Genomic DNA, 21,837 nt, shown 5'->3' with positions numbered 1-21,837 from the left:
AGGCGAGGCGGTCATCGAAGACGGAAATAGCCGGAGTTGTGGTCGACAATGGCGTCCCAGTCCGCGTCCGCCGGGAAGCGCACGACGTCCCAGCCCGCCTCTTCCAGGCGGTAACCGGCCTCGACGTCACGGGTGGAATCGGCCGGGTGGCCGGGAACGTCGACGAACACGGCGAGGCTGGCACCGTCCAGGCGAAAGACGAGGTCGGGGCGTGCCCCGGCCGTGTCGACGAAGGCGTCGACCTCGTCCGGCAGCCGGTGGCCCTTCGCCCTCAGCCAGCCAAGCAGGTCGCCCCGCGCGACGAGCGCCGCCAGGTCCGCCTCCACCGGGGTCGTCGGCGCGGACGCCGGGGCCGGCGCGGGGGCGCTCCCGGCCGCGTCCGGTGCGGTGCGCGCGCCGCCCGCCGCCGGGGCGAGCCTGCGGAACCGCTCGCTGCGGGACTCACCGCGGTCCTCCCGCTCGGTACGGGCGCCGGCCAGACTCAGCAGCAGCGGGCGGGCGGCGTGCCGGCTCAACTGGCGGTGGTGGCCCTGGTTGCCGTACGTCAGCAGGCAGGCGTAGCAGCCGCGGGCGCACTTCTCGCCGTCCGCCGGACCGCCCTCGTCCTCGCCGGTCTCCGGGTCGAAGTGGCAGATCTCCAGGGCGGTCCGGGCGGCCTTCGCGAGGGCGCCCTTGTCGTGCTGGATGCGGCGCAGCACACCGGCGCCGCCCTCCGCGGCCTCCGTAAGGAGCAGGCGGCGGCGCGGACCGGCGTCCGGCGGCAGCAGCTCCGCGGTCAGCTCGGAGTCCTCCAGTTCGAACGCCGCCTCGATGCCACGCTCCAGCGCGTACAGGAACGACAGCGCCACCGGCTCCGGCTGCGGCTCGTCCAGGGTGACCACGAGGATGTTGCGGCGGTCCTCCACGTACGGCAGGACGCGCTTCTTGCGGCGCTTCTCGTTGCCGTCCTCGTCGACCACCGGCATGCCGGTGCCCTCGATGGCGTCCGCGGCGGCCCGGTCGTTGAGCCAGCGGCCGTCACCCAGGTCCAGCCAGTAGCCGTCCGGCTCGCCCTCCTTGTCGCGCACGCGGCCGAGGTTGGTGATGCGCACGGTCGCCGAGTCGCCGTAGTCCAGGTCGAGGACGGGCGCGCCCTCGGCATCGGTGACATGCGAGGTGAGACGGCCCTTGCGGGCGCCGTGGTCCTGGAACGCGTACGACGTCTCCAGGCGGAAGCCGGCCCGGCGGCGCTCCTCCTCGTCCGAGGAGATCCGCTCCCGCGGCGTGGTGTACACGGTGTGCAGGTGGAGCAGGCCGGTGCGCTTGCCCCGCAGCGACTCGCCGCACATCACGCAGACGTCGGAACCGGCCTTGACGTCGTAGTGGTAGCCGCAGCCGTCGCACCGCTTCGCCTCCGCCGTGGCCAGGTCGCCCGAGGCGTCCGGCGGCAGCTGGACCCGCGTGACCTGGTAGCGGGCGCCCTCGTGGTAGATGAGCGCGCCGGGGCCGAACTCGCGGATCGCAAGGAACCTTGGACGCTGCAGGTAGTCCCCGTCGGCGTTGCGGCGGTTGCCGGAGCGTGGGATGTACGCGGCCAGCGGCAGCCGCGGGAAGCTGTATCCGGGCAGGAAGCCCTCGGACGCCAGATAGCGGTACGGGTTGAAGTCGCTCATCACCGACTTGTTGTCGGCGGAGCGGTTCAGCAGCAGGTTCGTCTGCGTCTCGGCCTCCCGGCGGCGGGTGCGCGCCCGGCTCTGCTCGCCGGGGGAGAGGGTGTGGTCGACGACCCTCTTGTTCTGCTCGTACTGGTCGATGACGGCCGCCCGGAACAGCTGGCGCCACCGCTCGAAGGAGGCGTTGAACTCGTCCGGGGCCCGCTCGATCCGGTCCTCGATCCACTCGTCGTACCACCAGGTGGTCGATTCGAAGTCCGCGATCAGCGGGGCGAGGACCGTGCGGGCGGCGGCGGCCGCACGCCGGCGGGCGTCCTCGTCCAGGGACAGGTCGCGGATGTCGGGCAGGAGCGGCAGCGGCATGTGCGGGTCGGGGCGGTCGCCGCCGTCGGGGTCGTAGGCGACGTCGACGACGTCCGGGATCGCGGTGCCGAGCTTCATGCCGGTCTCCGCCAGCCAGATGCCCTGCAGGTGGGAGCGGACCAGGTCCTCGTTGGCGAGGTCCAGGCGCGGCGGGGCCACCTGCCCCGACACCATGTCCTGGGAGCGGCGGAAGTAGTACTGGTCGTGGCTGTTGCCGGTCGCGCAGTACGTGGTCACCAGTGCGGGCTGACCCGAGCGGCCAGCCCGGCCGGAGCGCTGCGCGTAGTTCGCCGGGGTCGGCGGCACGTTGCGCATCATCACGGCGTTGAGCGAGGAGATGTCCACGCCCAGCTCCATCGTCGGCGAGCAGTACAGCAAGGGCAGTTCGGCGTCGCGGAACTGCCGCTCGCGCTTCAGCCGGTCCTCCGGCGTGACCTGCGCGGTGTGCTCCCGCGCGTACAGTCCGGCCAGTTCGGCGGCAGCGGTGCGGTACAGGTCGCGGAAGAACGGGTTGACGCGCGGTCCCTCGCCGCTGCTGTAGGTGCGCGCCAGCGGGTCGACCGCACCGCGCTCGCCGTTGCCGGCCCGCCAGACCAGGGCGGCGGCCGACACCCGGTAGCCGGTGCGCTTCTCCGCCGCGCGGCGGCGGAAGGCCGGACCGGAGCGCTCGGGGGTCGCCTCCACCTCGCGCACCAGGTCCGCGCCCTTCGCCACGGTCAGCAGGTCCTCGATGACGGTCTGGACGTCGTCCAGGGGCAGGTCGCGCAGTTCGGGCATGTTCCGCCGCAGGTACTTGCCGAACTTGCCGCGCGCCGACAGGAACAGCGCGGAGCGCTCCATGCCCGGCCGTGAGCCGTACGGGTAGGCGGTCCCGACGGCCGGCTGGTCGGAGTCGCCCAGCACCCACGGCCCGGTGAGGCGCTCCTCGCTCGCCCGCTGGAGGGTGTCGAAGTCGTCGCGGAAGTACTGCACGTCGATGGCGAGGGCCCGCCGCATGAAGTCGAGCAACGTACGGGTGATCTCCTCGCGCAGCGCCGGGTCCGCGTCACGCAGCACGGCGTGCGCCGACTGCCAGCGGTCCTGCCGGGCGGCGATCCAGCCCAGGTCCTCGTAGTCGATCCGCAGCAGTCCCGTCTGCTCCAGGTTCGGCATCGTGATGCGCCAGCCGCGCTCCAGGTCGCGGTAGAGGCGGTACCCGACCACGTCCCGGAAGGTCTTCGCTGCCCGCCGCTCCATGGACGGAGGCAGGTCCGCGCCGGCCGCGTATTCGCGGGGCGCGAGGCCCATCACCTCCGTGACGGCCTCGGCGAGATCGTCGTGGCGCAGCCCCTCCTCGCCCGCCCGCACCGCCGCCTGGTACAGGGCACCGCGCAACTGCGTCACCTGGGCGAAGTCGTTGAAGTGCCCCGCCTGAAGCGAGGCGTCCTGCCGGTTGTCGACGAAGGTGAGGAGCTTGCGCGCCTCCTTGCCGAGGCTCTCCTCGGGCACCGCCCGCAGGGACTTCACGATCGACGCGGAGATCAGCGAGGTCGCCGAGGAACGCCCCTCCTGGTCCAGAGTGGCCAGCTTGGCGAAGTCCCGGCCGCGAGTCTGCTCGTAGGAGACCTGACAGTGCACGCAGAACAGGAACGGCGCCGGGACGAACGCCGCCACCAGCCCCTCACCCGACTCGTTGCCGTGGGCGTCCACGACGACACGCTTGGGCAGCCGGGGCCGGTAGGACTTCTTGACGACCATCACGCCCTGCGCGTCCGGCTCCAGCCATGACTCCGGCAACCGCCGGTCGTCCACGGCCTTCTGCGGATCGGCCGGCCACTCGTAGTCCTCGCCGGGCATGCCCAGGTACAGGTAGCCCTCGCCCTCGCGGCCCCCGGAGGCGGAGGTGTCCCGGCGCGGCTCGTACCGGAACGTGCCGCTCTCCTCCGTCCGCCACACGGTCAGGTACTCCTGGCCGCACTCGCGGCAGAACGCCAGCGGGAACAGCGGCTTGCCGTCGCTGTCCGGCTGTTCCAGCTGGTAGGTGCGCGTCAGCGGCCGGGTGAGCGGATCCTCCAGCGTCGTGTAGACGGTGTCGCCCTTGGAGAGGAACTGGTGCAGCCGGAACGCGAACAGCGGCCGCTCCGTCACCGGGTGCTTCGCCTGCGCACCCGCCTCCAGGGTCGTCCGGATCGCCTCGCGCACGCTCTCCTCGGGCACCCCGGACTGTGCGGCCAGCTCGGACGCCGCCTCCTCGACGGTGTCTGGGGCACAGCGCCTCAGCCGCTCCGTACCCTCCTCGCGCTCCAGACCGAACCGGGACTCCACCCAGCGGGCCAGCGGGTCCTTCGTCAGCGCCTCGTACGAGCGGGGCGCCGCCGGCACCCGAAGCCGCTCGGCGGGCACGGCGTCGGGGGCGGCCTCGGTCGCCCTGACCAGGGTCTCGCCGATGACCCGCTTCGGCAGCACCGTCGTACCGAACAGCCGCCCGGCGACCTTGGCCACCTCGCGCCGCTGGTCTTCCCAGGAGCCCTCGGTGGACATGGTCGCCGAGGTGCCGATGCACTGCAGGGTCGCGGAGGCCCGGCACGCCTCACGGACCCGGCGGATGAGGAACGCCACGTCCGCGCCCTGCCGGCCCCGGTAGGTGTGCAGCTCGTCGAAGACGAGGAACTTCAGCCCCTCGGCCATGCGGATCAGGCTGGACCGGTCGTCCGGCCGGGTCAGCATCAGCTCCAGCATCACGTAGTTGGTCAGCAGGATGTCAGGAGGGCTCTTGCGTAGCTCGCGGCGCTCTTCGGTGGACTCCTGACCGGTGTAGCGGGCGAAGGTGACCGGCTCGCGGCCCTTCCCGAAACCGTGGCGCAGGTACTTCTCCAGTTCCCCCAGCTGCGAGTTGGCCAGCGCGTTCATCGGATAGACGACGATCGCGCGTACCCGGCCCCCGGCGTCGGATCCCGCCGCCTGACGCTCCTTCAGTACACGGTCCACGATCGGGACGATGTACGACAGCGACTTGCCCGAACCGGTGCCCGTGGTGAGCACATAGGAGTCGCCCGCCTGCGCGGCCTCGACCGCCTGCCGCTGGTGGAGGTGGAACGTCAGCGGCCGACCGTCCGGGCGGAGTGAGGTCTCCTTCTTGCCGGCCTGGAAGATCTCCGCGCACCTGGGGTGCAGCACCCCGTCCCGCACGAGGTCGGTGACCTGGCCGCCGTCGGCGAAGAAGGGGTTCAGGGACAGCCACGGGTCGGGCCATTGCGACTTCGCTGCCAGGTTGTCCGCGACGAAGCCGTCGATCCGGGCATCCCGGATCACCGTAGCGCTCTTGGTGAAGTTCTCGTACTCGCTGATCAGGTCCCCGTGAATGCCGAAGACGTCCATCGCCTCGGGCAGGCGCGGCTCCCTGCGTGGCACGGGTGCGGGCGTGGCTGGGGCGGGCTCGGGGAGCAGGGCGCGCAGCCGCGCCACCGGGTCCATCGCCTGCCAGTGCGGGGCGAGCAGAGCCGCGGTGTCGTCCGGCGCGAACGCGAGCGGGATCAGCGCCTCACGGACCAGAGCGGCGTTCTCGGGCCGCAGTTCGGCGTCCTTCTCCAGGAGCCGGTCCACGAGCCGTACCAGTTCGGCGGGCAGGTCCGGGCGCACAAGGGTGAGCCGGGGCGGACGCTCGTGCTGGTGCTGTTCGGAGAGTTCATAGGGGGTTCTGGCGGAGAACGGCGGCCGTCCTATCAGCAGTTCGTACAGGATGCAGCCGAGCGCGTAGAGGTCGGCGGACGCGGAGACCCGTTCGGCGCGGAACTGCTCGGGCGCCATGTAGCGGGCCGTACCGACGCTGACACCCGTGCTCGTCAGACGTGTCTGGTCCGGGTCGTCGACGACCGAACCCATCCCGAAGTCGAGGACCTTGACGGTGCCGTCGCGGGTCAGCATCGCGTTGGCCGGCTTCAGATCGCGGTGGACGACCCCGGCGGTGTGCGCGGCGGTGAGACCGGCGGCGATCTGCGCCCCGAGGGCCGCGACCCAGGAGACCGGGAGCTGGGGCTCCTCGTCGATGAGGTCCGCGAGCGGATGACCGTCCAGCAACTCCATGGCCAGGTAGGGCAGTCCGCTGCCGCCCGGCGTCCCGTCCACACCGCCGTCGATGAGCAGGGTGAGGTTCGGGTGGCCCTGGGAGAGCATGCGCATGATTCGCACTTCGCGGCGGAAACGGTCGATCTCTTTGCCGGATCCCGAGGCGTCCACCGCGATTCCGGTCCGGCCGCGCAACACGGTCTTGACGGCGACCTGCTGGTGCGGGGAATCCGGGGCGGCCTGAAGGTCTTCAGCGCGGTGCACCTCGCCCATGTTCCCGCGTCCCAGGATCCCCGTGATCCGGAAGCGTCCGTCGACCGTCTCCAGGCCCACTGGCCTTCCCCCGCTTCACCCGTCGAATACAAGGTGGGTACATCCCGTAGTGAGCCTAGTACCTTCACCCGTTGAGAAGGATGAGGTACGCGTGTTGACGGTGTCAACGGATCGCTGCTTGTGTTTGAGTGATTAGCGCGCTGGGCCCCCAGGCCATCGGACGGTCGCGCTTGGGTGGCGTGAGCGCTGATTGAGCTGATTTGGCCCCACTGTGAAGACTTGGGTTCTAGAGGTGGTTGCAACACCTGACCCTCGGGGTTGTTGCGATGACCAAGCTGCGTCGGAAGCCGAAGAAGCCCGGACCCGCGCCGTTGGTGGACAAGCGTGATCAATACCTTCGCCTCATGGTGCAGGGGATGAGCAACTCGGCCCCGTGCCGAGAGGTGGGAATCAACCGCAAAACCGGGAACCGCTGGAGGTACGGAAGGAAGGTCGTCGACCGGGCCGGCAACGCGCGCGTCTACCTGCCGATCACCGAGGTACGGGAGTCCGACGCGCTCTCCGAGCGGTTCTTGTCGGAGAACGAGCGGATCGTCATCTCCGACCTGCTCCGCACCGGGTACTCCCTGCGCAGCATTGCCCGGGAACTCGCCCGGGCCCCAGCCACTATTAGCCGGGAGGTGCGCCGTAACCGCGACCCGCGCACCGGCAAATACCACCCCTTCCAGGCCCAGCGTCGGGCGTCCGTACGCCGCGCCCGTTCCAAAGAGAGGAAGATACGGCGCGATCCGGAGCTGAAGGAGTTCATCCAGCAGCGCCTGGATCGGCGTTGGAGCCCGGAGCAGATCTGCCAGGCCCTGCGCACCGCCTTCCCGGACGAACTCGACCGTCACCTGGCGCACGACCCACGTCCGCGTCGGCATGGTCGGCAACCCGACATCCCCCTCTGCACACCCCAACGCTCGCCCCGAACAGAAAAGAGGTGAAGGGGACGGCGGGCGAACGGTTGGGCGCGTGCCGCCGGGGGATCGGGGCGGGTGCCTCTCGTGTTGCGCGTCGGCGGTCGCCTCCGCGCTCGTGCGCCGCAAGAAGCTGCGCGGACGGGGAACGGGTTGGCAGGTAACAGCCGAACGAGGCTGATTTCGCCGACATTCGCCGGAGTGTCAGTGGCGGTCCGTACGCTCGATGGTATGGAGGGGGACGAATTGCACGGGTCGCCGAGCGATGAAGAAACCGGTCGGGACAGTCGAGACAGTGGCAGCGACGCCTGGCAGCGGCTGAGTGCGTACGCCTATCTGAGCGCACCCGAGCGGCTGGAGTACGTCGCGGTGATGCGGGTGTTCTGCGGCACGTTGCTCGCGGATCTCGCCGCACCGGATGTGTTGGCCAAGCTGGCGCAGACCGGCGGGCCGGGGGCGGTGCTGGAAGCGGAGACACTGACTGCCAGGCTGGAACAGCTCGTGCGGTGGGGCAATCTGCTGCGCAGTACACACGCCGTCACGGCCACCAGCATTGCCGAGTACCAGCGCTCCCGTTCGCGCTATCAGCTCTCCAAGCTGGGCGAGCGGGTGCAACGTGACGCGGACGAGGTGCTTGCCGATGCGGATGCCGCGCGCGAGGTCAGCAGTGAACTGCTCACGCTCGTCGACCGAGGGCTGGGTGACATCGCCGCAATGGTCGCCGCACCAGGCGGTGCGGACCCGCGGCAGGCACTGGAGAAGATCAGCACGCTCTTCGTGCAGTTCGCCGAGTTCGCCGAGTCCGTGAGGGACTTCTACGCTTACCTGGGCCAGGTGCTCGCCCGCTACGACCTCGACGGAGCCGAATACCAGGGATTCAAAGAACTCCTGCTCGATTACGTGCAGGCGATCACCGAGGACGTGTCCTTCCGCGCGCCCCGTATCGCCGCGCATCTGCAGAAGATCTGGCCCCACTTGCCTGCCCTGCTGAGCAGTATCGACGCACACGCGGCGGGTCTCGGAGCCCTCTCCGAGGCGCTGCCAGAGACGCGGGTACAGCGCAGCCGGGGGCGGCAACTCGCCGACTGGGAGGGGCTGCGTGACTGGTTCGCCGACACCGACGGGCACGGCAGCCAGGTGGACCAGCTGCGGGACGCCACCCTGCGCGCCCTTCAGTCACTGCTCGCCAACGCCAAGCGGATGCTGCGTTCGGCGTCCGGGGAGATGTCCCGGCGCAAGGACCTGCTCAGGCTCGCCGCCTGGTTCGACACCGCGCAGCCCGATGAGGCCCACGACATCGCGGTCGCAGCCTTCGGGCTGTACGGAGCACGGCATCTGGGGGTGGCGCCCGATCCCGACGCGTCCGTGCCGGCATACGTGAGCTGGTGGACCGGGCCGGTCGTGGACGTGCCCGTGGCACTGCGGGAGCGCGGGAGCCGGGCCCCGCGCGGACGGGCCGCGATGGTCGAGGACCACAGCGAGCAGAAACGCCATCTCATGGAACAAGCGCGCGAACAGGCCGCCGCTCGACAGGCGGCGGCCGCCGAACTGCGCAGCGCGTCAGGCCGGTTCGACCAGGTGAAGTTGGGGTCCGCGGCGCTGCGGCTGCTGTTGGAACTCCTCGCCGCCGCCCTCGGCAACAGCCAACTACGCAAGGACGAGGGTGACTTCCGGCTCGACGGCGCGCAGGCGGGCGATGCGGATCTGGGCATCAGGCTGATGGCGTGGCGTACCCCGGGTCGGCACACACTCCTGCGATCCGTCGACGGCGAGTTGCTGGTGGACGATCTCACCCTGGCGGTCGAGAGCGCCTCTGCACCAGCCACCGCCGAGGAGGTGAGCGCCTGATGGCGTTGCCCTCCGCCCATGACGTGGCACTCGCCGCCGAACGCCGTGCCGCTGCACGTCTGTTGCTGGCCCACCCGCTGGTCACGAGCAGCGGGCCACACAGCGACACCTTCCCGCTGATCCGACGCCATGCCGACTGGCTCGCCCAGCGTTTCCAGCAGGTGTTCGGCTACCGGCTCCTCGTCGAGGCGTCGTACGCCCGTCTGTTCAAGGCGGGCCTCGGACCCGGCTCCGGCCACCGTCTGGAGCGGCCGTCCACCGGAACGCCGTTCACGCCACGGACGTACGCCTACCTGACCCTCGCCCTCTCGGTCCTGGTCACCGCACCGGAGCAGCTGCTGCTCTCCCAGCTCGTCGCCGACCTCAGGGCCGCCGCCGTGGACGCCGGGATCGAGGTCGGCGACATCGGTCGGCAGGCGGAGCGGCGTACGCTCGCCGCCGCGCTGCGCCAACTCGTCGACTGGGGCGCGCTGGTGGAGACCGAGGGCCAGGTCGTGGCCGTCGCCGAGGAGCGGGGCGGCGAGGCGCTGCTGACCGTGGACCGCGAGATCGCCCGCGCGATCGTCGCCGGACCGCTGACACAGAGCCGCGACGGAGCGGATCTCGTACGCCGGGCCGCAGACCCCGGCTTCGGGGGTCCGCGTACGTACGTCCGCAGACGTCTCGTCGAGACACCTGCCGTCCACCTCGACGACCTCACCGGCGCAGAGCGCGAATGGCTGCGGACCCGGCAGCGGCGTGAGTCCCAGGCTTTCTCCGAACTGCTGGGCCTGGAAGCCGAGATCCGCGCCGAGGGCATCGCCCTCGTCGACCCGGACGGCGATCTGACCGACCTGCACCTCCCTGGCACCGGCACTGTCGCCCAGGCGGCGCTGCTGCTCGTGGGACGGCTCGTCGACCGGCTGCGCCCCGAGGACCCCGGCCACCCGGCGGTGGGCGGGCGGCTGGTCATCGGCGTACCCGTCCCGGACACACTGCTGCCCCAACTGCTCGATGAACTCGTCGAGGAGTACGGCGGGCGCAGCAACTGGCAGCGTGGCCTGGTGGAGGACCGGGACGCGTTGCTCGCGGCCGTTCTCGACCTGCTGGTCCGCATGCGCCTGATGGCGCCCGCCGGACCGGTGCGTGCCGACGGCCACGATCTGCCCGAGGGATATGAGGACGCGGCGCTGGACGGCCGGTACGTCACGGACGTCTCGGGTGCGCGTGGCCGGCACGGTACGGGTGGCTGGGTGCTGCTCGCCGCGGCCGCCCGGTTCGCCACCACCGTGGCCGTCGCCTCCCGTACCGAACCGTCCTCTGCGCACGACACCTCCCAGCAGCCCCAGGAGCCGACCCGGTGAACCGCTCCCCTTCGCCGTACCGTTACCACCTGCACCGCGCCGGCATTCGCAACGTCTGGCAGTACGACGAGCAGGAGTTCTCCTTCGGCGACGGTCGCCTGCTGCTGCGCGGCAAGAACGGCGCGGGCAAGTCCAAGGCACTGGAAATGCTGCTGCCCTACCTCCTCGACGGGGACGCCCGAGCGCTGGACGCCACCGGCACCGGCAGGACCACGCTCCTGTGGCTGATGCTCGACGGCTTCGAGCAGACCAACCGGCTGGGCTATCTGTGGGTGGAGTTCGCGCGCACGGACGAGGAAGGCAGCGAACAGCACCTCACCCTCGGCGCGGCCATCCGTGCCTCCCAGTCGACCAGGACGGCCAAGCCGTTCTTCTTCGTCACCCCGCTACGGGTGGGACACGACCTGGACCTGGCCCCCGCCGGACAGCCGCTGCCCGTCGACCGGCTCAAGTCGCTCGTCGGTCCGGAGAACGTCACCGACCGTGCCGTGGAGCACCGGGCGAGGGTCGCCCGCCGCCTGTTCGGCCTCACTGATCCGGCGCGTTACCGCAACCTGCTCCACCTGCTGCACCGGCTGCGCCGCCCCACCATCGGCGACCGCATCGACTCCGGTGGCCTGGTGTCCGTCCTCGCGGAGACGTTGCCCGCGCTCGACGACGAGGTCGTGGAGAAAGTGGCCCGAGGCCTCGACGACCTGGACGCCGTAAGGACCGACCTCGGACGCCTGGAGCGGACCGACGAGGCGCTGCGGACCTTCCTGACCGGTTACCGCGGCTATCTCCACGGCGCTTTGCGCCGCCGGGCCGAAGACGTGCATGACGAACTGGAACGGCTGGCGGAGCACCGCCGTTCGGCCGGCGAGGCGGTGAAGAGTGCGGCGCGGCTCCGCGCCCACGAGGAGGAACTCGCCGCCCGTCTCGACGTCCTCAAGGCGGAGGAGGAGGCGGCCGAGACGGACCTGGCCGCCCTGTACGCCAGCGCCGCCTATCGCAGCCTGCGGGAACTCGGCGACAAACGCGCCACGGTGACCGCTCTGCACAGTGCGGCGGCGACCGCCTTCAAAGCCCTGCGCCAGGCCCACGGCAGCCAGGAGGAGACAGGACGGCGGCTGACCGAGGAAGCCGACAGGATCGGCGCGGACCTGGTCGAACTCCGTACGGCACACGGCGAGATGCTGCGCGAGGCCGAACGCGCCGCGCTCGACCCCGCCCACCTGGGCGAGCCCGCGCAGGCCACAGCCATCCCGGTCACGGAGGCGGCGGCAGCCCAACTGACCTCCCCAGAAGGTGACTTGCACCTCGTGCGGCACAGCGAAGTGCTATCCCTCGACACGGGGGCCTGCGCCGAGGCACTGCACACCTGGGAGGCCCAACTGGCCGCCGCCGGGCCCGTGATCAGGAACCGCACCCGGGCCGTGACCGAACTGACCGCACTCATCCACACGACACACCGGGCCCAGCGAGAGGCGCAGGAGGCCGATGCCGCCCGGGAGCGGCTGGAGGAACAGGCGGACGACGCGCGCGAGCGGGCCCGGCGCCGACGGGCCGAGACGGCACGCGAAGGGGTGGCGTACGCGGACGCCGTACGAACCTGGACCGAGCGGCTGCACAGCCTCACCGGCGTGCCCTTTGACGCCGTAGACGCCCTGACCGCCCACGACCCGGCGGAGGGCCCGTTGCCCGCCCATGTACCGGACGAGGTGGCCGACACCGCCCGGTCGGTCGTCGATCCATGGCTGACGGAACTCGCCGAGCAGCGCGACACGCGGGCGGTGGCAATCCGCGAGCTGACCGCCGAACGTGACCGGCTGAGGAAGCAGCGCGACGATTGGGAGGCCCGCACCGACCCCGAGCCCACGCCTCCGCCCCACCGCTCGGCACCACGCGCACCCGGCACCGGCGCACCCCTGTACCGGCTGGTGGACTTCGCCGACGGTCTGGAGCCGACGGACCGGGCGAACCTGGAGGCGGCCCTCGAAGCGAGCGGACTGCTCGACGCCTGGGTGTGCGCCGACGGCACCGTCCTGGACCCGGCCACCCGGGACATCCTCCTCGCTCCCGGCGCTCCACCCGCCGGACCCACGCTCGCCGAAGTGCTGCATCCGGTCGTGGCGCCGGACAGCGGGGTGACGGCAGGACAGGTCGAGCGCGTGCTCCGCGCGGTGGCGCTGGTCACGGACGCGACCACGGCTGCGACTGCGGAATCCGCGCTCGGCACGGACGGCTTCTGGAAGCTCGGCGTCGCCCGGGGCCGTCACACCAAGCAGACCGCCGAGTACGTCGGTGCGGAGGTACGCGCCGAGACCCGCCGCCGGGCACTCGCCGAAATAGACCGCCAACTCACTGCTAAAGAGCAGGAGTTGGACGATCAGCAACGGCGTCTGCAAAACCTCACGGCACACCGCACGCAGGTGGCCGACACCATGAGCCACCCTCCCACGGGACGCACGCTGACCGACGCATGGGCACGCACCACCGAGGCCGCGCGCGCTGCACAGGTCCTGGCCGGCAAGGCGTCCACGGCCGCCCGCGAGGCCGAGCAGGCACGTGCCCGCGCGGTCGCCGCCCGGCGGGAGGCCGAGGCGACCGCGGGAGCACACGACCTGCCCGTCGACCCGACGGCTCTCGACTCTGTACGCCTGTGTCTGGACCGTCTCGGCACCGGCACGGAACGGCTGCGCGGGCGACTGCGCGCGGTGGCCTCCTCCGCCGACGCCCACCGCCAGGGTCGCGAAGGCTATGAGCGCGCCCTGACGTCCACCCAGGAGGCGGAGTCCGACTATGCCGGACCGCTCGCCCGCCTGGAGGCCGCCCGTCGCACGGTCCGGGGCCTGGAGGAGGCACTGGACGCGCCGGAGCAAGAGATCCTCGCCCGCGAGGACGCGGCGAAGCGGCGGCTGGACGCGGTGGGACGTCAACTTCCCGGAGCAGAGCGGGACGTGAACGCCGTACACGACGAACGCGTGCGCGCGGAGGAGGAAGAGCGGGTACGACGGGAGGCGCTGGCCGAGCAGGAGAACGTGGCGGTCGAAAGCGGCGGGCGACTGCGTGCGGCACTGTCACTGCCAGGCGTGACCAGAGGCGCGGGCCTCGACATGCCGGTGACCGGCACGGCCGAGGCGACCTCCGCGGCTGACTCCGACGAAGAAGTCGAGGTACACGACCGCGCCAAGGCCCTGCGCCGACTCGTGACGGCCGTACGAGAACGCCTGGACGCCGAGCGGTGCGACCTCTCCGACACCGCCCTTCTCAACCGCCACACCGACCTGCGCGACCAGCTCTCCGGTGGGTACGACGCCACGCTGGAGGAGCACGACGGCATCAAGGTCTGCCGTCTCGTCGACGACCACGGACCGCAGGACATCGCCACGGTCGGCGAGCGCATCGCCGCCCAGGCGGCCGAGGCGCGTGAACGGCTGACGGAACGCGAGCGGGAGGTCTTCCAGCGGTTCCTGACGGGCGAACTGGGCGACCACCTCTCCTCCCAGGTGCTGGCCGCGGGCGCCCTGGTGGCCGCCCTGAACGGCACCCTGTCCACGGTCCGCACGTCACACGGCCTGGGCGTCACACTCGATTGGAAGCTGGCCGACGGCGTGGAAGCCGACGTCAAGGCCGCGGTCGACCTCCTCCGCAGCCCGTCCGGCCTGCGCACCCGCGAGGAGTCCGAGCAGTTGCGCGATGTGCTCCAGCGCCGTATCGAGGACGCCCGGCGCGCCGATCCGGGCGCGGGCTACGCGGCCCATCTGCGCACCGCCCTCGACTACCGCGACTGGTTCACCTTCACGCCCTGGGTGGTCAACGACGCCGCCCCGACCAGCCGCCGCAAGCTGTCCGGCCGCACCGGCCTGAGCCAGGGCGAGCAGCGCGTGCTGTCCTACCTGGTCCTGTTCGCCGCCGCGGCTGCCCACTTCACGAGTCTCGCCGACACGGCCCCGCACGCACCCAGGCTGATCCTGCTCGACGACGCCTTCGCCAAGGTCGACGAACCCACCCACGCCCGCCTCGGCCGCATCCTGGTCGACCTGGACCTGGACTTCGTCCTCACCAGCGAACGCCTGATCGGCAACTGGCCCGACGTGCCGTCGCTCCACATTTACGAGTGCCTGCGCGACCCGCACGTCAGGGGAGTGGCGACCCTCCATTACACCTGGAACGGACGGCAGCGTCGGCTGGTGTCGGTATGACGGACCCCCGAGCGCGGGACGCGACTCCTCTGGACGCCGAGACGCTTGCCTTTCTGACCCGGCCCGGCCTCGCCCGCCTATGGACGGCCGCCCGAACCCGTCTGGAACGCAACGGCCTGCAGCCGAACGGCACGATCAGGCTTCAGTGTCTGACCGCACAGGAACGCGAGGACCTCTCCCTGCTCCTTGCGAAACCACTCTCCACGGCAGCCGCCTCGATCCGTCTGTCGGACCTGGACGCCCGCCTGCGCACAAGCGCGGTCGGCCGCGGCCTGGCGCAGACGCTGGCGGCACTGGGCCCGACCCTCACCGACCGCAGGGCGGCCCGGGACGCGGCGACGGCGCAACGCGCCGGACTGTGGTCCGGGGCGGAGGCGGCTCTCGTCACAACACCGCTGGCCTCCCAACCCTGGGCGTTCGGCTGGCTGGAGGAAGCACGCCGTGCCGGTACGGTCGCCCGCCAGGACCCGCACACCGCCGCCACGATCCTCGACCAGGCGATCCGAGCCCTGGCCACACTCTTTCCCGGCCCGGACGCACAGCCCACCCCTGCTGTCTGGGGCCGTGGCGAACTGGCCACCCGTACCACCGGCTCGGCCCACGGCCTGGACGACGGCACTCTGCTGTCCCGCCTGGTCCTGCGCGGCATCGCCCTCGCATGTCGCGCAGACTTCCCCGCCGACGCTCCGGGCCGCCGGGCCCTGTGGCGTCTCGCCTCGGTCACCCCCGACGAGGTGTCCAGCACGGTGCTCACCTATGGATTGCGCCCGATCGGCGCGACCTGGGGCGAGAGAACCCTGCGAGAACGTGCGGACCACTGCCTGGAGACCCATCTCACGCTGCGTGAACTGCGCGCTCTGCGAATGGAGTTGCCGTACCGCACTCGCATCCATGTCTGTGAGAATCCACGAGTCGTCGAGGCCGCCGCCGACGCCGGTTGCAGCGAACCGTTGATCTGCACCTCGGGCAGCGCGACGACAGTCGTCCTCACTCTGCTCGACGCACTGGCCGCCGCCGGATGTGCCTTCGTGTACCACGGCGATTTCGACTGGCCGGGGATCATGCTGGCCAACCGTGTCGTGGAGCGGTACGGCGCGGAGCCGTGGCGTATGGGGACCGAGGACTACGAGTACCTCGCGACCCGAGCCCAAGCCCACGGCACGCCGCAGCTCCTGCTCAGCGGACCGCGTGCGGAGGCGGTGTGGGACGCGGAACTGGCCCCGGCCATGGAGGCATTGGGAATCGCCCTGCACGAGGAGGCGGCACTCGACCTGCTCTTGGAGGATCTCGGCGGAGGTAGGGGCGGTTGTGCCTCAGAGCGGGGATGCACACGGACATGACCTCGCATCCCCAGCACGGAGGCCTGCATGAACTCGCCCGTGCTCAACGCGGTGTCGTGGCGCGCGAACTGCTCACGGCGATGAGGGTTCTGCTGATGGCTGCGGCTCTGTTCTACGGCACCCCCCCGGAGCCCCGTCGCCCCGGCATGACTACCGGAGGACCGGCGTCCGCGAGTAGGTCGTCGGCCTCGCTGACCACGGCATTGTTCCAGCAGCTTCAGCCGAATCACGAACGATGACCGAGCGCGGTGCGCTCGCCGAGGATGAGCACAGCCAGAAAATGAGTGTGCGGTTGCGTGGTCTCGACCGATGATGGGGGGTGTGGCCGAACATCTGACGATCAGCACCTTGACTTTGCAGCACAGGATTCCGGACGACTGGGCGGCGGATCCCTGGGCCGAAGTGCATCCTCTGATCGACGGCGTGGACGTCCTGAAGGAAGTCCATCCGGAAGGCCTCGGGCTCAGCTGCCGACACTGGAGGGGGCCGGCCGAGAGCTGGCCGCTGGCGGTCACGGAGGAACCCCGCAGGATCATGATCACCGAGCCGGTCTGCACGGCGGGCTGCTGCGGCGCCTTGTACGTCACGATACGCCGCGAGGGCGATCAGGTGATCTGGGACGCCTGGGAAAACACCAGCAACATCACAGCGGTGCCGGCGGACTTCCGCTTCGACAGAGCGCAGTACGAGGCTGAGCTCGCGCGGGCCGCTGCGGACCGTAGCTGGGAAGAGCCAGTGGACACCGTTGCCCGGCTCCTCGAGCAGACGCTTGCGGACAGCGGCTGGTTCGAACGGTGGGGCTGCGTTCTTACGGATTGCTGGCCGCGACGTGAGGAGCCCGGTCTCCCCGAGGAGTTCACCAGCCCCCAGGGTGTTGATGTCGACTTCCACCAGGTCCGGGGGCCAGGCGAGCGTACGGATCTCTACCGGTACGAGTTGTTCGTCACCCCCGATCACCCCGTGGAGGAGCAGGTACGGCGGCTGACGGACCGCATTCTGGCGGACGATCCGCGGAAGACCGCTGAGATGCAACGCTGAGGACCAGCTACCGGCGACACGGTCGCGACGGGCAGCCTACGGTGGGGATACATAGGATAAGTGCAGTGTTCAATCCCGACGCCTTCGGTCCGGAGGAGGTTTCGTGATGACGCACGATGGCGGGCTGAGGCTGCACATGCAACGTGTCCTCCGCGCACCGCGTCCGGTCGTATTCCGAGCGTTGACCGAACCGCAGGAATTGGCCAAGTGGTGGGGCCCCGACGGGTTCACCACCCCGGATGTGGAAAGCGACCTTCGGCCAGGAGGTGGTTACCGGATCGCGATGCAGCCTCCGGAAGGCGATCGGTTCTACCTGGTGGGGGAATTCCTTGTGGTCGACCCTCCGGAACGACTGTCCTACACCTTCCGGTGGGAGGCTCCCGATCCCGAGGATCGGGAGACGGTGGTGACGCTGTCCCTTCGCGACATCGGCGGTACATCGGCCGAACTGGTCTTCACCCAGGGCGACTTCGCCACTGAGCGGCGCCGAGATCTTCACGAGGAAGGCTGGACTCAGGGCCTCAACAAGCTGGAGGAGCTGATGTCGTCGGTTGCGTCGACCTGAGATCTTAGCCGGTGGGAGGGGCCCTGCGCAGACCGTATCTGCCCTTCACACCGCCCCTGACCAGCGAGATTGCGATCTACGGAGTATTAGGCGGCGGAAAGTCCCTCGGAAGTCCATCAGGCAGGGCTGAAAGTCCCTGAAAAGTCGCTGGCGCAGCGGCACGGGGGACGCCTTACCTGGGCCAGATCATAGTTCCGTCGATCTTGGTGTGGGTCTCTGCGATCGTGGCGTGAGGTGGGAAGCGGCGTCCGTCGCACTATGGGCCCGAAGGCAACCCGAAAAGGTCAGTAGCAATGAAGACAGTTCGGTAGCAGTGAATTGGCAAATCCGCAGCTTCCTCAGCAACGACCACGAGCAGTAGCGGTCGGGTGTAGGGCACTTCTGTCGGTCTGCGGGTCACCGGTTCGACGCGATGGTTCGGCGGTGGCTGCGAGCAGGGCGGCGTCGTCGTCGACCCGGTCGGGGGTGTTCAGCAGTTCCAGGGCCCGCTCGGTGATCCGCTGGGGGTCGCAGCGGGCGGCGGCGGGCAGCGCGTCGCAGGTCCGGCGCAGGGCCGCCAGGCCGTCGTCCAGGGACAGTGCCCGGTTCTCCACCAGGCCGTCGGTGTACAGCAGCAGGCCGGTGCCGGGCGGGAACGCCACCTCGCGGTCGACCGGGGTGCTGCCCAGACCCAGCGGCAGCGCCGGGGGCAGCTCCAGATAGGCGGTGTGGGCGGCTACCAGCAGGGGCGGCAGGTGCCCGCTGGCGGCGTAGCGCAGGCGGTGGCGGTGGGGGTCGTAGACCGCGTAGAGGCAGGTGGCGAAGCGGTCGGTGGCGAGCGACTGCACATAGGCGTCCAGCCTGGTCAGCACCTGGGCCGGGCCGGCGCCCTCCAGGGCGAGGCTGTGCAGGGCGGAGCGGAGTTGGCCCATCAGAGTGGCGGCTTCCACGTCATGGCCCATGACGTCGCCGATGGCCAGCCCCACGGCGCCGTCGGGCAGGGCGAGAACGTCGTACCAGTCTCCGCCGACCTCGGCGCCGCGGTTGCTGGCCCGATAGTGGGTGGCCAGGCGCACTCCGGGCACCTGGGGCAGGCGGTGGGGCAGCAGGGCGCGCTGCAGGGTCAGGGCGAGGCGGCGCTCGTTGTGGTACCGGGTGGCGTTGTCGTAGGCCAGGGCCAGGCGGTGGGCGAGGTTCTCCAGATACTTGTGTTCGACCGCGGAATAGCCGCCGGTGCGCCGGACCAGTACCAGGGCCCCCAGTGTCTGGTCGTGGGCGCGCAGCGGCAGGGCCAGCACGGCGGCGGGTGCCGGGTGCGGGCCGACTGGGGCTGGGGCGGTGCCGTTGATCGCGCGGGTGGCGGCGGTGGCCAGGGCCTCGTGGGAAAGAAGGGGGGTACCGGCGATGTATGGCGCGGGCGACTGCGCCGGGGCGGGTGCCACAGGGGTGAGGTGGATGCTGATCTGGTCGGCGAAGTCGGGCAGCAGGATCTGACCGGCAGTCTGCAGTATCTGGTCCGGGTCGAGGGTGGCAGCCAGCCGCAGGCCCGCGTCGGCCAGGGAAGCCAGCACGGCCAGCTGGTTGCGGGTCTCGGTCAGGGCCTGTTCGCGCAGCCGGGACAGTTCCAACCCGGTGCGGACACGCGCCAGCAGCTGGCGCGCGGAGAAGGGTTTGGCCAGGTAGTCGTCGGCGCCGGCGTGCCGCCCCTGCACGGATTCCTCCTCGCCGGCGCGGGCGGTGAGCAAGACGATGGGCAGCCGGGCGGTGCGCGGGTCGGCGCGCAGCGCCCGGACCAGCTCGAAGCCGTCCATGCGGGGCATCATTACGTCGCTGAGCACCAGCTCCACCGGCTGCGCCAGGGCCATCTCCAGGGCGGCCCGGCCGTCGGCGGCGAGCAGCACGTCGTAGTCGGGCTGAAGGAGCTGGGTGAGGTAGGCGCGCATGTCGGCGTTGTCGTCGACGACCAGCAGGCGGGCCCGGTGGGGGCGGTCGGATTCGTGCGGGCTGGGGCCGTGGAGGGCATCGTGGGTCGCGGGGGCTTGCGGGGTGCGTGCCGCGGAGGTGGCCGCGGTGGGGACGGGGTCGGCCGCCAGCCAGCCCAGCGCCTCGTCCACGTAGGCCGCGGTGCGGTCGGGCCGGCTGCCTCCGCCTTCCCCGGGGATCTCCCCGGGGGATCCGGCGCCGGCCTCGGGCGGGGCGGGGCGGGGCCGCTGGGCGGTGGCGAAAGGGAGATCCACGATGAGGGTGGTGCCCTGGCCGAGGCGGCTGTCCACGCCGACGGTGCCGCCGTGCGCTTCCACCAGATCCTTGACCAGCACCAGGCCGAGGCCGCTGCCCTCGTGGGAGCGGGAGCGGGCGCCGCGGACCCTGTGGAAGCGCTCGAACAGGCGCGGCAGCTCGTCCGCGGGGATACCGGCGCCGGTGTCGGTCACGGTCAGCCTGGCCCGGTCGCCGGCTGCGGCCACCTGCACCTGGGCGCCGCCGGTGAAGGTGAACTTCAGGGCGTTGCTGAGCAGGTTGAGGATGATCTTCTCCCACATCTCCCGGTCCAGGGGCACCGGCCTGGGCAGCGGCGGGCAGTCCACCTCCAGCGTCAGCCCTGCCGCCTCGAAGGCGGACCGGAACACCCCGGCCAGCTCGGCCGTGGCACCGGCGAGGTCGACCGGCTCGAGGGCGGGGCGCGTCTGCCCGGCCTCGGCACGGGCGACGTCCAGGAGGGTGTTGACCTGCTTCAGCAGGCGCAGGGCGCCGCGCTCGGCCAGCTCCAGCTGTTCGCGCCGCTCGGGCCGGTCCTCGTCGGCCAGGGCCTGCTGGAGCGGGCCCAGGAGCAGGGTGAGCGGGGTGCGGAACTCGTGGCTGACGTTGGCGAAGAAGGTGGTCTTGGCCCGGTCGAGCTCGGCCAGCGCCTCCGCCCGCCTGCGCTGCTCTTCGTGCGCGAGCGCGGCCGACAGCGCCCCGGCCACAGCTGAGGCGAGCACCTCCAGGAAGTCGTAGTAGGCCCCGGCCGGGGGGAAGCAGGGGTTGACGCCCACCACCAGCACGCCCTCCACCCGGCCCGCGCAGTGCAGCGGAAGGGCCAGCGCCTGCTCGACCGGGAGCCGGGAGGCCGCGGCGTGCCGCCCGGCCATGCTGCCGCCGGTGAACGCGGCGGCCGGCAGCGTGGCCGGGGCACCGTCGGCGACCACCTGCGCCAGCCGGGCCGCCGCCTCCGGCCCGTCGGCCGCATTCAGCGAGACGGTCTCGGGCGCCGACCGGAGCCCGGTGGAGGCCGCCGGCCGCTGCATCCCTGGCTCGGAAGCCAGGTACAGGCCCAGAAACGGGATCTCGTCGGGGTAGGCGCCCGCCACCTCGGCGACCACGCGGGCGACCTCGCCCGGAGTGGGCAGTCCGGCCGTGCGCGTGCCGGTCTCGCTCAGCAGGCGCAGCCGGCGCTCGCCCAGTACCCGGCCGGTGGTCTCGGTGAGGATCTGCAGGACGCCGCCGGAGGTGCCGTCATCCAGCAGCACGGGCTGGAAGGCGGAGTCGAAGTAGCACTGCTCCAAAAAGCCGTGGCGCTCCATGATGAGCAGCTCATCCGGGACCAGCAGGGGCTTGCGGGTGTCGGTCACATAGTGGAAGTGGGAGCTCACGGGGTGGGCCCAGACCTCGGGGAACACCTCCTTATAGGGCCTGCCGAGCGCCCAGGGGTGTTTGGCGCCGACAATGGGTGTGGAGCCCGAGTTGTACAGCGTGGCGAATTCAGCCCCCCAGTACAGAGCCATCCCATGCTCAGAGGTGAGCATGAGGCGCAGGCTGTCCACCAGGGGCCCCGGCCAGGAGACGGGGGGCCCGAGCGGCGTCGCCGCCCAGTCGATCCCTGACAGCAGTTCGCCGAACGCGCCGCCCTCGGCGAACACCCGGGCCGCCGCGGTGCGCGGGTCATCGCGCCGGGTCATCGAGAAATCTTCCTCCTGGCGCCTGTGTGACCCGCCCGCGCCTCCCAAGGCTGCCGACGGCCACTCGCTGCGGACCTCCCAGGCAGATCGGACGCCGGATCCGACAGTTCTGACGACACTTCTACCTGAATTTCCCGTTTAAAGCAATCAAAAGCCCATTTGCTCAGCAGTGTACGCCCGTAACCGCACGCCGACGGCGGTGATCGTCGACCAGCGGTCCCTGCGGCCGGCCGACACGGTCGGCGACGACGGGCAAGGCCGGGACCGCGCGACGAGGTGGTCGATGATCCGGCCTGCGGTCGATTTGCTCGAGT

Annotated in this window: 9 protein-coding genes; 7 read left to right on the top strand and 2 right to left on the bottom strand. The window is 70.9% G+C overall.

The genetic code is table 11. The features are described 5' to 3' along the window. Positions 1–11 precede the first annotated feature (11 nt). A complete protein-coding gene (locus AB0D34_RS13905) occupies positions 12–6,392 on the bottom strand; it encodes a protein kinase (protein ID WP_362661120.1) in 6,381 nt (2,126 codons plus the stop codon). A 266-nt stretch (positions 6,393–6,658) separates the two neighbouring features. Here AB0D34_RS13905 and AB0D34_RS13900 point away from each other — a divergent pair, with 266 nt between their 5' ends. From AB0D34_RS13900 to AB0D34_RS13870, 7 genes are all read left to right on the top strand, one after another. Continuing rightward, complete coding sequence (locus AB0D34_RS13900) at positions 6,659–7,318, top strand: helix-turn-helix domain-containing protein (protein ID WP_362661118.1); 660 nt, start codon at positions 6,659–6,661, stop codon at positions 7,316–7,318. Between the two features lie 204 nt (positions 7,319–7,522). After that, positions 7,523–9,139, top strand: coding sequence for a TIGR02677 family protein (locus AB0D34_RS13895; RefSeq protein WP_362661116.1), 1,617 nt, complete (start codon positions 7,523–7,525; stop codon positions 9,137–9,139). Next, on the top strand, positions 9,139–10,482 hold the full coding sequence (locus AB0D34_RS13890) for a TIGR02678 family protein (RefSeq protein ID WP_362661114.1): 1,344 nt from the start codon (positions 9,139–9,141) through the stop codon (positions 10,480–10,482). The genes AB0D34_RS13895 and AB0D34_RS13890 overlap by 1 nt, the downstream gene beginning before the upstream one ends. Further along, a complete protein-coding gene (locus AB0D34_RS13885) occupies positions 10,479–14,666 on the top strand; it encodes a TIGR02680 family protein (RefSeq protein ID WP_362661112.1) in 4,188 nt (1,395 codons plus the stop codon). The genes AB0D34_RS13890 and AB0D34_RS13885 overlap by 4 nt, the downstream gene beginning before the upstream one ends. Further along, positions 14,663–16,006 carry a TIGR02679 family protein gene (locus tag AB0D34_RS13880; RefSeq protein ID WP_362661110.1) on the top strand — a complete coding sequence of 448 codons (1,344 nt, stop codon included), beginning with the start codon at positions 14,663–14,665 and terminating at the stop codon, positions 16,004–16,006. Before AB0D34_RS13885 ends, AB0D34_RS13880 begins: the two co-directional genes overlap by 4 nt. Positions 16,007–16,318: 312 nt before the next feature. Further along, on the top strand, positions 16,319–17,044 hold the full coding sequence (locus AB0D34_RS13875) for a hypothetical protein (RefSeq protein ID WP_362661633.1): 726 nt from the start codon (positions 16,319–16,321) through the stop codon (positions 17,042–17,044). A 106-nt stretch (positions 17,045–17,150) separates the two neighbouring features. Next, a complete protein-coding gene (locus AB0D34_RS13870; RefSeq protein ID WP_362661631.1) occupies positions 17,151–17,609 on the top strand; it encodes an SRPBCC domain-containing protein in 459 nt (152 codons plus the stop codon). A 338-nt stretch (positions 17,610–17,947) separates the two neighbouring features. On the opposite strand, the gene AB0D34_RS13865 is transcribed toward AB0D34_RS13870, so the two are convergent. Next, entirely contained in the window at positions 17,948–21,523 is a 3,576-nt protein-coding gene (locus tag AB0D34_RS13865; protein ID WP_362661109.1) for a SpoIIE family protein phosphatase, read from the bottom strand. Between the last annotated feature and the right edge of the window lie 314 nt (positions 21,524–21,837).

Source organism: Streptomyces sp. NPDC048420, from assembly GCF_040651535.1.
Taxonomy (GTDB): domain Bacteria; phylum Actinomycetota; class Actinomycetes; order Streptomycetales; family Streptomycetaceae; genus Streptomyces.
Note: the sequence above shows the minus strand (reverse complement) of the source record. Positions and strands in the feature narration are given on the sequence as shown.